Below are 12,545 nucleotides of genomic sequence, written 5' to 3' on the forward strand. Positions count from 1 at the left end.
GGGGGCTGTGTGGCAGGGCTGTGCTGCGAGTGAAGCCCATGTCTCAGAATCGAGACATGGGGCACCGGGATTTGTTCAGGAGCGCAGGAAGGCGGCTCGGGTTGAGTTCGTAACAGGCCATTCCACCTTCGTCAGTTGTTCCGAAACGTCCCACAGTTTTCGTGCTGCTTCAGAGTTCTGCGCGGGCTTGGGCAGTGGCACCAGGATGGGCGAGCCGGTAAGCTGGAGGGTTCCGCCGGGGGCAAAGTATTCGCCGGAGCGGGTATCGGGCGCGGTGGCTGCGCGCAGCGTGGGCAACGCTCCTTGGGCGGAGTTCTGCGAGAAGCGGTTTTGGATAAAGTTCTCGAAGCGATTGAGTGGACGGCCTGGGCCGCTGCTCTGGAGGTTCGTGCTCGCCCAGCCGGGATGGGCGGCGTTGCTGAGAAGCGGAATGCCCTGGGCCGCGCTACGTCGCGCCAGCTCCTGCATGAAGAGGAGGTTCGCCAGTTTGGATTGGCAGTAGACCTTCCAGGGCGCGTAAGTCTTCTCAAACTGAAGGTCGTCGAAGTTGATCTTCTTCAGGCCCATGCTCGCGGCTCCGCTGCTGACCGAGGTGACTCGCGGAGCGGGGGAGCGTTGCAGGAGCGGGAGCAGAAGCAGAGTAAGGGCGAAGTGGCCGAGGTAGTTGGTGCCGAACTGCTTCTCGAAGCCGTCCTCGGTCAGCTCCCGGGTGGGGATGCGCATGACGCCCGCGTTGTTGACCAGAAGATCGAGCTTCAGCTCGGAGCCGATCTTTGCCGCGAAGCCGTGGACCGAGGCGAGGCTGGCCAGGTCGAGCTGCTCGTAGCGCACCTGGGCCGAGGGGAGCAGGCGCTGGATGCGGTGCACCGCGTCTTCGCCCTTTTCTCGTGAGCGCGCCGTCAGGATGACCGAGGCTCCGGCTCGCGCCAGCTCCAGAGCTGTGTTCCAGCCGATGCCGCTGTTTGCCCCGGTGACGACCGCGAGCTTACCTGCCTGTGAGGGGATGTTATGTGTCGTCCATGCCGCCATGTTGAATTCCTCCTTTTATATTGATTGAGTGTTTACTCAATATGGTGCAATAAAAAATCACTTTTTTCGCGCGATTGCTGCCCACAACATCTCGAAGCCGAGGTCGCGGTATATGGCTGCCTGTTCAGACTGCTGCTGCATGAAGGCTACGGTCGTCTCGGAGAGCGCGGACATGGTGGCTGCGGCGAACTCTTCCGGCAGCTCACGGAAGATACGGCTCTCGGTCGCCTCCCGGTGCATCTGCTGGATCTCGACAAACGGGGCCATGCCTGCGGCTTTGGATTCGTCCGTAAGGCCTGACCAGAGGATGAGCTGCTGGAGAGCCTTGTGTTTGAAAGGGTTTTCGACGCCCCAATCCACGTAGCAGTTCCATACATGCTGTAAGCGGCTGCGGACGCCGTTGCGGCGCGGAAAGCCGGACATCATGGCGTCGGCGAGTTCCAGCTTGAGTTCGCGGTACAGTTGGTTGAGCAGCTCGTCCTTGCTGGCGAAGTAAGTAAAGATGGTTCCTTCAGAGACCTGCGCTCTGCCCGCGATGGCGGCGGTGGTGGCGCCGACGCCGCGCTCGGCCACCACCTGTGTGGCGGCGGTAAGGATGGCATTGCGTTTGTCCGCGCTCTTGACCCGTGCCATGTACGATCTCCTTTAGTAAGCATACACTCACTATTTCCGGGATAGCTTGCGAAGGAAGTCCATTGAGATGGAACCGTGGCTGCGTTGCCTGCGTAGATGGCAGATATGACTATGAGTGTCTCCCTCGTCGATCATCCGGATCGGTCTGCCTTGTCCGCAGCGCTGCGGTTGGCGGCGATCTTCGCCGTCGTGAAACTGCTGCTGCAGTTTGGGCTTACGCTGTGGACCGAGCATCTGGGGTATGGCTACTTTCGCGATGAGTTCTACTACCTTGCCTGTGGACGCCATCTGGCCTGGGGGTATGTCGATCATGGGCCGGTGGTCGCGGTGCAGGCGCGACTGGGGGAGCTGCTCTTCGGCACCAGCGTCTTTGCTCTGCGGGTGCTCTCGTCTGCTGCCGGAGCAGTGGTGGTGTGGTTGACGGGGGTGATCGCGTGGGCGCTGGGCGGGCGGAGACCGGCGCAGGCGCTGGCGATGTTCGGCGTGCTGCTATGCCCGCAGTACATCGCGCTGCATGGGTTTCTCTCGATGAACTCGTTCGAGCCGATCTTCTGGAGCGTCTGTGTACTGGCGCTGGTCCTGGTGCAACGGGGGTACTCGGAGGGGATGTGGTGGATGGTGTTCGGCGTCTCGGCTGGGGTGGGGCTGCTGAACAAGCCTTCGATGACGTTCTTCCTGATTGCGGTGGCGATTGGCCTGCTCTGCACCCCGCAGCGCAGGCTGCTGGCGACGCGCTGGGCGGCGGTGGGAGTAGGGTTGCTGATCCTGATCGCGCTGCCCAATCTGCTGTGGCAGGCGCAGAATCACTGGCCTACGCTGGAGTTTCTAGAGAACGGACGGGCCGAGCATAAGAACGTGATTCTGGGGCCGGTTCCGTTCTTTATGCAACAGTTTCTCAATATGCAGCCGATGAACTTCGCTCTTTGGGGTACTGGGGTGGTCGCGCTGCTGCGGGGAAGGTCAATTCGTGGGATGCGGTGGCTGGGCGTCGCCTTTGTGGTGTTCTTTGTGACGATGTTCGGCCTGCACGCCAAGGACTATTACCTTGCGGGGATCTACCCGGCGTTCTTTGCCGCGGGCGCGATCGCGTGGGAGCATCGCTTTGCCGCAAGGAAGAGCGTGCGGCAGGGGCGCGTGGTGGCGTTTCCGGTCTTCGAGGGGATGCTGCTGGTGAGCACGGTGCTGGTCCTGCCGATGGCTTCGCCGGTGTTGCGGCCATATACGTGGATCCGCTACACCACGGCGATGCACCTGCATGGATCGAAGTCCGAGACGGCGGAGACCGGGCCGCTGCCGCAGTTTTATGCGGACCGGTTTGGATGGCAGCAGCAGGTGGATACGGTGGTGAAGGCGTATCGGGGGCTGACTCCGGCGGAGCAGCGGGAGGTCTGCATCTATGGGGATGACTACGGCGAGGCCGGGGCGCTGGACCTGCTGGGGCGGCGTGAGGAGCCGAGCCTTCCGGCGGCGATCAGTCCGCAGAACAGCTACTGGATGTGGGGTACGCATGGCTGCACGGGTGAGATCGCGATTGCGATTAGCGGCGGCTCGCTCGAAGAGTTGCAGGGGCAGTACGAGAGCGTGACGGTGCTTGGGCGGATGGACGATCCGCTGGCTATGCCGTTCGAGCGGCATAAGCATATCTACCTGTTGCGGCGACGTCGGCCGGAGATGCCGTTCGTGTGGGAGAAGATGAAGGACTTCATCTAGTGTCGGCGGGTGGCACAGGTTGTTACACTGGCAGCCATGCGGGTGTTCGGGATCGACTGCGGGACGGAGTTTACCGGGTATGGCGTGGTGCGGGTGGATGAGACCGCACGGAACCCGAAGCTCCTGCACTGCGCGGCGGGGACGATCCGGCTGAAGAAGAAGGAGACGACTCCGCAGCGGCTGGCGCAGGTGTACGCCGAGCTGACGGCGCTGATCGAGCTGCACCAGCCGGATGCGGTGGCGATTGAAGAGGTCTTCTTTTCGGCCAACGCGAAGAGCGCGCTGAAGCTGGGGCAGGTGCGCGGAGTGGCCATGCTGGCGGCTGCTAACTGCGGGCGGCCGGTGTTCGAGTATGCGCCGCTCTCGATCAAGAGCGCGGTGGTGGGGTATGGGCTGGCGGCTAAGGAGCAGGTGCAGTTTATGGTGACTCGACTGCTGGAGATGGACGGGGCCTTCGACTCGCCGGACGCGGCCGATGCGCTGGCGATTGCGATCTGCCATATCCATACGGCGCAGAGTGCTCCCGTAGCCAGGAAGAGCGGCCGGTGAAGGCACTGCTGCTGCTGCTCGCAATGGGGGCCGATACGGCTCGAGTGACGTTTACCTATGCCCGCGAGGGGATGCCGGTGCCGCAGTATGAGCTGAGCGTGAGTGAGGACGGCAGCGGTCGCTATGTGGCGCAGGTGGCTCCACGTGGCGGGGTGGGGGAGCGGCAGGAGGTGGATCGGGAGATCGAGGTGCCGACGGTGAGGGCTGAGGCGATTATGGCTGCGGCGCGTGGGCTGAACCGCTTCGAGATGGTCTGCGCTTCGAAGGCCAAGGTGGCGAGTACGGGCGCGAAGTCGATGACCTATGCGGGGGCCGACGGCAAGGGGAGCTGCGCGTACGACTACACGGAGAATAAGCAGCTTGTCCAGTTGACGAATGTCTTTCTGGGGCTGGCGATGACCCTCGATCTGGGGCGGAAGCTGGAAGTGGATCACCGCTTCGACCGGCTGGGGCTGGATGCGGATATGGAGACGCTGGTGAAGGAGCTGAAGGACGGCAGCGCGCTGGAGCCGGGGATGATCGCGCCGGTGCTGCGGTCGATTGCGGAGGATGCGCAGGTGATACAGCGGGTGCGGGTGCGGGCGGCGGAGTTGGCAGCTCTACCTTAAAGCCAGGTAGAGCTGGGCCATGTCTTCCAGGGGGAGCTGCTCGGCGCGGGATTGAGCGGGGATTCCGGCGGGCCATTTCTCTGCCAGCAACTGGGGATCGACTCCGGCAAATCGGAGGTTGTTCTGGAGCGTCTTGCGTTTCTGGGCGAAGGCCTGCTTGAGGAAGGCGTCGAAACCTGCCGGATCTACGCCTAGCTCGGCGAAGCGGGGGGCGAAGTGCAGGCGCAGGACCGTGGAGTAGACGTCGGGTGGGGGATTGAAGGCCTCGGGTGGCAGGGTGAAGAGGTTGTCGACCTGGGCATACATCTGGGTGGTGGCCGAGAGCAGGCCGTAGTCGCGGACGCCGGGGGCAGCGGAGACGCGGTCGGCTACCTCGCGCTGCATCATCAGGGCAGCGCGACCGAGGATTCCCGCGGTGGCCGCGGCGAAGAGATGCAGGAGGATGTCCGAAGTGATGTAGTAGGGCAGGTTGCCGATGATGTCTACGGTCGTTCCGGGCTGGGCGAAGGAGAGCAGATCGGTTGCGAGCACATCGGCTTCGACGATCTGGACGTTGATGCGTTCGCGGAAGCGGAAGCGCAGTTCGGCGGCTAGGGAGCGGTCCAGCTCGAGCGCGATGAGGCGCTGGCAGCGGGTGGCCAGAATGTCGGTAATAGCACCGTGGCCGGGGCCGATCTCGATGACGGTGCGCTGGCTGAGGTCGCCGAGGGAGTCCGCGATCTGGTGGCGGGCGCGGTCGTCCACGAGGAAGTTCTGGCCGAGCTTGGGCTTGCGTAACTTGTGCATCTCTTGAGGGTAAACGCGCGGGGCGGGTTACGATAGTTCGGGGTTGAAGCGCATCTAACAGGGACATAAGGAACTACGAAGGAGAAGGCCGTGGACTGGACACCGGGAGCGCAGAGCGGGGATATTGAGGACCGAAGAGACTCTTCGGGTGGGGATGGCGGTGGGGGCGGCTTCGGCTTTGGCGGCGGAGGTGGGCTGGGAATCGCAGGTTTTGTGGTGCTGGTGGTGCTCAGCCTGGCTACGGGGAGAAATTTTCTGAGCGGCGTACTCTCGGGGCCGGGGGCTGCTCCGTCGCAGTATCAGCAGGCGGGGCCGCGGGCGGCAGGACCAGCTCAGCCACATTCGGCGGGCGAGGACCGGGATGTGCAGCTCATCAGCTTTGTGCTGGACGACGTGCAGAAGACCTGGACCGGGATCTTTTCGGCTGCGGGTAAGACGTATCCCCATGCGAAGCTGGTGATCTATCGGGGCGCGACCTACTCGGGATGCGGCACGGCGCGGTCTTCGACGGGGCCGTTTTACTGCCCGCAGGACCAGAAGGTATACATCGACCTGAGCTTCTGGGATGAGCTGAAGCACTTTGGCGGGGCGACGACGGAGTTCGCGCAGGCCTATGTGATCGCGCACGAGCTGGGGCACCATGTGCAGAAGCTGCTGGGGATCGAGGCGCGGGAGCGGCAGGCGGTCTCGGCTAATCCTGAGGAGCAGAACGTGCTCTCGGTTGACTTGGAGTTGCAGGCGGACTGCTTCGCCGGGGTTTGGGCGCACAGCACACAACAGCGGAATATCGTGCATGAAGACGACATTGCGGGCGCGTTGAGCGCGGCGGCGGCGGTCGGGGACGACCACCTGCAGAAGATGAGCGGGCGGGCGGTGAGCCCGGAGAGCTGGACGCATGGCAGCTCGGCGCAGCGGCAGAAGTGGTTCACGACCGGGCTGAGCACGGGGAAGGTCTCGGCCTGCGCGACGTTCGATGGGAAGCTGGCCCCGTAGGCACTTCGTGCTGTTCTCGACGCTCCGCGTGCAAACTGCTTAGAGCAGGATCGGCAGTACGGGTTCGGTTTCTCCAGCGAAGTAGCTGGTGATCTTCTTGGCTGTGGCGGCGTTGACTACGGCGGTCAGAGCGTCGGGGGATGCCTGCTTGATGCCGCGGACGCTGCCGAAGTGTTCGATGAGGCGCTGGCGGGTGCGCGGGCCTACGCCGGGGATGGCATCCAGCTCGGTGGCGCGGTCGCGGATCTGGCGGCGCTTGCGGTGGTAAGTGACGGCGAAGCGGTGGCTCTCGTCGCGGATCTTCTGCATCAGGTGCAGCACGGGGGAGCGGCGGTCGAGGACCACTGGGTCGTTCTCCTGGCCGTAGACGTAGATGATCTCCTCCTTCTTGGCGATGGAGGCGAGCGGTTGTAGCGTAACGCCGATCTCGACCAGCGCAGCGTGGGCGGCGTGGAGCTGGCCGAGACCTCCGTCGATCAGGATCAAGGAAGGGAAGCCCTTTTCGGCGTCTTTGCCCTCCTTGTCCATCAGGCGCTTGTAGCGGCGCTGGATCACCTCGCGCATACTGGCGAAGTCGTCGTTGCCGGAGACGGTTTTGATCTGGAACTTGCGGTAATCCGCCTTTTTCATAGCCCCGTCCTCCCAGACGACCATTGAGGCGACAGTCTCCGAGCCCTGGATGTGCGAGATGTCGAAGCACTCGATGCGGCGGGGCAGCTCCTCAAGCATCAGGGCCTCTTGCAACGCCTCCTGAATGACCTTCGCGCCGGGTTGCAGGACGCGGAAGCGCTGGTCGTAGGACTGCTTGGCGTTCTGGCAGACGAGGTCCACGAGGGAGCGCTTGTCGCCGCGCTGGGGAGCGGCCAGCTCGATGCGGTGCTTGGCCCGTTCGGATAACTCGTCGGCGAGCAGCGCCCGGTCGGGGAAGTCCACCGGCACATAGATGGAGCGGGGAACGTAGGCCTGGTCGAGGTAGAGCTGTTTGAGCAGTGCGGAGAAGAAGGCCGCGGGGGAGAACTCGCCGTCCAGCTCGGTGACGTGGGCGCGCTGCGTGAGGGCGAGGGAGTCTTCTACCTCGGGCGCGCTCGCGATGGGGTTAGGCTCGAGGTGCGACTCGTCTTCAACTGGGTCGTAGGCACCCTCGTTCAGCGTGGTGTCGAGCGACTCAGGCAGGTCCTCCCAGAAGAAGTCGCGGCGATCGACGATCTTGCCGCCGCGCATGTGGAAGAGGTTCACGGCGAGCATCTGGTTCTCGTAGTGGAAGCCGAAGACGTCCGCGTCCTCGTTGTCCACGGTGGCGATGCGCTGCTTGTCCTGCATCTGGTGGACGGTGAGGATCTGGTCGCGCAGCCGGGCGGCGGCCTCGAAGTGCATCTCCTCAGCGGCGGCCTCCATGCGCTGGCCCAATAACTTTTCCAGTTCATCGGTGCGGCCGTCGAGGAAGAGCTGCACGTCACGGATGGTCTCGAGGTAGCTCTCGTTGGAGATGAGGCCCTCGACGCAGGGGCCGAGGCAGCGTTTGATGTAGTACTGCAAGCAGGCGCGGGGGTGGTAGCGGTTGAGATCGACCTTGCAGGAGGGGATGAGGAAGCTGCGGTGGATTAGGTCGACCAGCCGGTAGGCCAGGTTGGCCGGAAAGTAGGGGCCGAAGTAGGCGCTGCCGTCCTTGCGCAGCTTGCGCGTGACGAAGACCTTGGGGTGGCGGTCGCCCAGGGTGAGCTTGATGTAGGGGTAGGTCTTGTCGTCGCGCAGCAGGATGTTGAAGCGGGGCTTGCGCTGCTTGATGAGGTTGTTCTCGAGCGCCAGGGCCTCGCGCTCGTTGGCCACCGTGATGTAGTCCACGTCGACGGCCTCGCGCATGAGCGAGCCGGTCTTGCGGTTGTTGAGCTGGTTGGCTTCGAGAAAGTAAGACCGCACGCGGGCGCGCAGGTTCTTGGCCTTGCCGACGTAGATGACCTCGCCTTCAGCGTTTTTGTAGAGGTAGCAGCCCGGCTGGGTGGGCAGGGTCCGGATTTTCTGCAGCAGGTCCATGTTTCTCCGCTCTCACTAGTTTAGCTGCGGAGGTATCAGGCTGAATACGCATGGGATAACGGGGGATATTTTGGCCCTGCGATGCAGTAAAAATTACGCGCTGCCGCGATTGGCGAATTGGGTTTCCTTATCGGATATCTCCTGTAAGTTGCTGAGGTATATGGGGTTGTATTTTTTCGCGGAAGTGGCACGGAGATTGCAGTGATCTTCTGTGTTGTCGGGCCAGAAGTGGGGTCAGGTAGTTGGGCTGCGTTGTTGGGTTATGAATTCGGGCCACGTTGAGCAATCGGGTTATTACAGAAGTTGGGCCCCTGAAGTGGATGTTGCTTCGTTCTCTAAATGGAGGAGATGAATATGCAAGCCAAGCTAAACAAGTCAATCGAACCGGCTGGTTATCACAAATTTTATGTGGCGGCTCTTTCGAGCGCGCTCGTTCTCTCGTCTGCGTTCGTTGGCTGCTCTTCCAAGAACTATGTTCGTTCTCAGACCGCACCCTTGATCCAGCAGACCAACGATCTGGATGCGAAGACGGCTGCCGATCACCGCGCAATTCTGGATACGGATGAGCGCGCGCAGAAGGGCATCGCCGGAGCGCAGACGGCGGCCGATCAGGCTGACCAGCACGCGCTGGCGGCGGGGCAGCAGGCGAACGTTGCGGGCCGGTCGGCCCAGGAGGCGTATAACCGCGTGGACTCGCTGAGCGGTGTGATCGCCAATCTGGATAACTACAAGCAGCTCTCCGATGTGCGTGTGACCTTTGCCTTCGACAAGGCGGTGCTGACGAAGCAGGACAAGGCGGATCTGGATGCGCTGGCGGGGTCGCTGACCTCGACGCGTGGATACATCCTGCAGGTGACGGGCGGTACGGACTCGGTGGGTGACGCGGAGTACAACTACCGGCTGAGCCAGCGCCGCGCCGACGCGGTGGCGAACTATCTTGCGACGAAGTACAACGTGCCGCCGCATAAGTTCTACCTGGTCGGCATCGGCAAGGACTTGCAGGTGGCGAGCGATAAGACCGCTGCCGGACGCGCCCAGAACCGTCGCGTGGAGGTGCAGGTGCTCTCGAACATGAGCGCCGCTGCGACGCCGGGCAACGGTGGCGGCAGCAACTAGCCTTCAGATAGCTTCTTCCGCATGACTGCGGGGCACTTCGGTGCTCCGCAGTTTTTTATTTGCGCGGGTTGGCTTTTTTATAGACCAGGTAGAGGAGCAGCGATTCGATGGCGACCCACGCAAACTGATACCAGTAGAAGAACGGGAAACCCCACAGTGCGGGTGTCGCCTGCGAGTAGAGCTGCGGGAAGGCGAGCCCCAGGAAGGGCAGGAGGAGCAGCAGCTTCCAGTAGGGATTGGGGGCCTTGCGGGCTTCAGTGGGCGCGGAGGACATGATGCTGCCCAGAATAACTCGTTTCTTTCGGTTGCGTCAGCCTGTTCGGCAGCACCCCGTGGAGCCGGTGGATCGTTTAGAGTGATTCAGGATGAAGCGTTTACCTGAGCAGGATCAAGAAAGTGTGCCCGGCGCGTCCGCGCTGGCCGAGTCGATTGCGCTGATGGCCCGTCTGCGCGGGCCGGATGGGTGCCCGTGGGATCGAGAACAGACCTTCGACTCGATCAAGCGGCATACGCTCGAGGAGACTTACGAGGTCTTCGACGCGATTGAGCGCAGGGCGTGGCCGGAGCTGAAGGACGAGTTGGGCGACCTGCTGTTGCAGGTGCTCTTCTACTCGCAGATGGCCGATGAGGCCGGATACTTCAACATCGGCGATGTGGCAGCGAATCTGAACGCCAAGCTGATCCGGCGGCATCCGCACATCTTCGGCAGCGCGGTGGCAGAGAACGCCGAGGCCGTGAAGGCTACGTGGGATGCGGTCAAGCAGCAGGAAAAAGCGGCTCGGCCTGTGGCTGCGGAGTCGATGCTGGACGACGTGCCGCGCAGTATGCCCGCGATGATCGAGGCGGCGAAGATCGGCTCGAAGGCGGCGAAGGTGGGGTTCGACTGGCCGGATGCGAGCGGGCTCTTTGCGAAGCTCGATGAGGAGATCGCGGAGCTGAAGGCGGAGGTCGGCGACGAGCCGAACCATGAGGCCGCGTTCGAAGAACTGGGCGACCTGCTGTTTACCGCGGTGAATCTGGCTCGGCATCTGAAGCTCGATCCCGAGTTTGCGCTGCGTGCGGCTAACGCCAAGTTTCGCGCGCGGTTTGGAGTCATGGAGCGCGAGGCAGGAAGTGCCGATGCGTTGGCAGCCTCCTCGTCGGAAGAACTGGAAGCAATGTGGCAAAGGGCAAAGCAAAAATAATGAACGAGAACGAACGCAAAGAGTTGCCGATCCGGGCACTGAGCACATTTGCCGAGTTGGAGCGGTGTGTCGAACTACAACTGGAGACGTGGGGCTACTCGAGCGGGGATGTGATTCCGCGCAAGATGTTTATCGTGGCCAATCGCATCGGAGGGCAGGTGCTGGGGGCCTTCGACGGAGACACCATCGTGGGCTTCCTGATGGCGATTCCCGGCATCCGCAATGGAGTGCCGTACCTGCACTCGCACATGCTGGCGGTACTGCCGGAGTATCGCAACTACGGCCTGGGGCGGCGCATGAAGCTGGCGCAGCGGGAGGATGCACTGGCGCGCGGGATTCGCCTGATCGAGTGGACCTTCGACCCGCTGGAGATTCGCAACGCGCACCTGAACATTACGCGGCTCGGTGCTATCGTGCGGCGTTACCAGCCGGACTTCTATGGACCGTCCAGCTCGCCGTTGCAGGGCGGTTTGCCGACGGATCGGCTTTATGCCGAGTGGTGGCTGGGCTCCGAGCGTGTGCAGCGCGTGCTGCGTGGAGAATCGGCAAAGGCCGAGATGGTCGAGCAGGTCAATGTGCCGGTTGATGTCTATGAGTGGAAGCAGAACCCTGAGCAGCGTGCGCTGGCTCTCAAGGTGCAGACGCGCAACCGTGAGGCGTTGCAGAGCGGCTTCGCACGCGGGCTTGCGGTTGTAGGGTACGAGGTCGATGCAGAGCGTAACGGCACCTTCGTGCTGGGGACTGCGGCTGATCCTGACTTGAAGTTTTAAGGGCTTGGAAAGAGGACTCGATGTTGAAGATAGACGCCATTCACCTTCGCGAGATCACGATGCCACTCGCGTTTCCATTTCGCACCAGCTTTGGGCTGACGACGGTGCGGCGCATCCTGCTGGTGGAGCTTGAGGCCGATGGCCTGACGGCGTGGGGCGAGTGCGCGGCGGGAGAGCATCCTTACTTCTCCGACGAGATGATCGACACCGCGTGGATCATCACCGAGAGCGAGTTGGCTCCGCGTCTGTTGAAGGCCGAGCTGCAGGGCGGAGGAAATTGCCCCGATATCTTCAAGCAGGTGCGCGGACATCGCATGGCCAAGGCCGCACTCGAGAACGCGGTGTGGGATATGGAGGCGCAGCGGCAGGGGATCTCTCTGGCGAACCTGCTGGGCGGGACGCGCGAGAAGATTCCGTGCGGCGTCTCGATTGGCTTGCAGGATACCGATGAGCTACTGATGGAGAAGATTGAGACCGAGCTGGCGGCGGGGTATCAGCGCATCAAGCTGAAGTGCGAGCCGGGGCGCGACACGGTGCTCTTCGAGAAGGTGCGGGATCGTTGGCCGGATATTCTGCTGAGCTGCGATGCCAACTCGGCCTACCAGATGAAGGACATCGACCGCATCGCGGAGTGGGACCAGTTCAAGCTGCTGATGATCGAGCAGCCTCTCTGGTACGACGACTTCTACTTCCATTCGATGTTGCAGAAGCGGCTCGAGACCGCGATCTGCCTGGATGAATCGATCCGCAACCGGCGCGATGCGCTGGCGGCGATCGATATGGAGTCATGCCGGATCATCAACATCAAGGTCGGCCGTGTAGGCGGATTCAGCGAGGCTATCGCGATTCATAACGCGACCGCCGAGCGCGGTATTCCGGTGTGGTGCGGAGGGATGCTCGAGACCGGCATCGGCCGCGCGCATAACATCGCGCTCTCGTCGCTGCCGAACTTCTCGCTGCCGGGGGATGTATCGGCTTCGAAGCGCTACTGGGCTGAGGATGTGATTGAACCGGAGGTTACAGTGAGCAAGGCCGGTGAGATTGTGGTGCCGACGACGCCGGGCAGCGGCTTTGTAGTGCGGCGAGATCGCATCGACTCGCTGACAGTGAGGAAGACGACGCTGCGGCGTAGTTAA

Annotated in this window: 13 protein-coding genes; 8 read left to right on the forward strand and 5 right to left on the reverse strand. The window is 62.6% G+C overall.

The genetic code is table 11. From position 1 onward, the window contains the following. Positions 1-75: 75 nt before the first annotated feature. Positions 76-1,029 (reverse strand): oxidoreductase, encoded by a 954-nt coding sequence (locus FTO74_RS08210; RefSeq protein ID WP_162537703.1) that lies wholly within the window; start codon positions 1,027-1,029, stop codon positions 76-78. A 57-nt stretch (positions 1,030-1,086) separates the two neighbouring features. After that, on the reverse strand, positions 1,087-1,662 hold the full coding sequence (locus tag FTO74_RS08215) for a TetR/AcrR family transcriptional regulator (protein WP_162537704.1): 576 nt from the start codon (positions 1,660-1,662) through the stop codon (positions 1,087-1,089). A gap of 96 nt (positions 1,663-1,758) precedes the next feature. Between FTO74_RS08215 and FTO74_RS08220 the strand changes: the two genes are divergently transcribed. Genes FTO74_RS08220 through FTO74_RS08230 form a run of 3 tightly spaced genes read left to right on the forward strand, consistent with a single transcriptional unit; the run spans position 1,759 to position 4,529 of the window. Continuing rightward, the gene (locus FTO74_RS08220) at positions 1,759-3,372 is read left to right on the forward strand and encodes a glycosyltransferase family 39 protein (RefSeq protein ID WP_255462575.1); all 1,614 of its coding nucleotides are present in this window, start codon (positions 1,759-1,761) and stop codon (positions 3,370-3,372) included. Positions 3,373-3,408: 36 nt separating this feature from the next. After that, positions 3,409-3,921, forward strand: a complete 513-nt coding sequence (gene ruvC / locus FTO74_RS08225) for a crossover junction endodeoxyribonuclease RuvC (RefSeq protein WP_162537705.1) — start codon at positions 3,409-3,411, stop codon at positions 3,919-3,921. Further along, a complete protein-coding gene (locus FTO74_RS08230; protein WP_162537706.1) occupies positions 3,918-4,529 on the forward strand; it encodes a hypothetical protein in 612 nt (203 codons plus the stop codon). The genes ruvC and FTO74_RS08230 overlap by 4 nt, the downstream gene beginning before the upstream one ends. Here the strand turns inward: FTO74_RS08230 and rsmA are convergent. Continuing rightward, entirely contained in the window at positions 4,521-5,315 is a 795-nt protein-coding gene (gene rsmA / locus FTO74_RS08235; protein WP_162537707.1) for a 16S rRNA (adenine(1518)-N(6)/adenine(1519)-N(6))-dimethyltransferase RsmA, read from the reverse strand. The two genes, FTO74_RS08230 and rsmA, sit on opposite strands and share 9 nt — an antisense overlap. Positions 5,316-5,405: 90 nt before the next feature. Here rsmA and FTO74_RS08240 point away from each other — a divergent pair, with 90 nt between their 5' ends. Then, positions 5,406-6,308, forward strand: a complete 903-nt coding sequence (locus FTO74_RS08240) for a neutral zinc metallopeptidase (RefSeq protein WP_162537708.1) — start codon at positions 5,406-5,408, stop codon at positions 6,306-6,308. A 39-nt stretch (positions 6,309-6,347) separates the two neighbouring features. Here FTO74_RS08240 and uvrC read toward each other — a convergent pair whose 3' ends face one another. Next, positions 6,348-8,339, reverse strand: coding sequence for an excinuclease ABC subunit UvrC (gene uvrC, locus FTO74_RS08245; protein ID WP_162537709.1), 1,992 nt, complete (start codon positions 8,337-8,339; stop codon positions 6,348-6,350). Between the two features lie 354 nt (positions 8,340-8,693). On the opposite strand from uvrC, the gene FTO74_RS08250 reads away from it, so the two are divergent. Then, a complete protein-coding gene (locus FTO74_RS08250; RefSeq protein ID WP_255462576.1) occupies positions 8,694-9,455 on the forward strand; it encodes an OmpA family protein in 762 nt (253 codons plus the stop codon). A 55-nt stretch (positions 9,456-9,510) separates the two neighbouring features. Here FTO74_RS08250 and FTO74_RS08255 read toward each other — a convergent pair whose 3' ends face one another. Then, on the reverse strand, positions 9,511-9,729 hold the full coding sequence (locus FTO74_RS08255; RefSeq protein ID WP_162537711.1) for a DUF3311 domain-containing protein: 219 nt from the start codon (positions 9,727-9,729) through the stop codon (positions 9,511-9,513). A gap of 91 nt (positions 9,730-9,820) precedes the next feature. Here FTO74_RS08255 and mazG point away from each other — a divergent pair, with 91 nt between their 5' ends. From mazG to menC, 3 genes are read left to right on the forward strand one after another with little or no spacing between them, the layout of a single operon-like run. Next, on the forward strand, positions 9,821-10,639 hold the full coding sequence (mazG, locus tag FTO74_RS08260) for a nucleoside triphosphate pyrophosphohydrolase (protein ID WP_162537712.1): 819 nt from the start codon (positions 9,821-9,823) through the stop codon (positions 10,637-10,639). Continuing rightward, entirely contained in the window at positions 10,639-11,409 is a 771-nt protein-coding gene (locus FTO74_RS08265) for a GNAT family N-acetyltransferase (RefSeq protein WP_162537713.1), read from the forward strand. Before mazG ends, FTO74_RS08265 begins: the two co-directional genes overlap by 1 nt. 23 nt (positions 11,410-11,432) lie before the next feature. Continuing rightward, positions 11,433-12,545 (forward strand): o-succinylbenzoate synthase, encoded by a 1,113-nt coding sequence (gene menC, locus FTO74_RS08270; RefSeq protein WP_162539779.1) that lies wholly within the window; start codon positions 11,433-11,435, stop codon positions 12,543-12,545.

The sequence above is a fragment of the Granulicella sp. WH15 genome, from assembly GCF_009914315.1.
In the GTDB taxonomy this organism is placed as follows: Bacteria; Acidobacteriota; Terriglobia; order Terriglobales; family Acidobacteriaceae; genus Edaphobacter.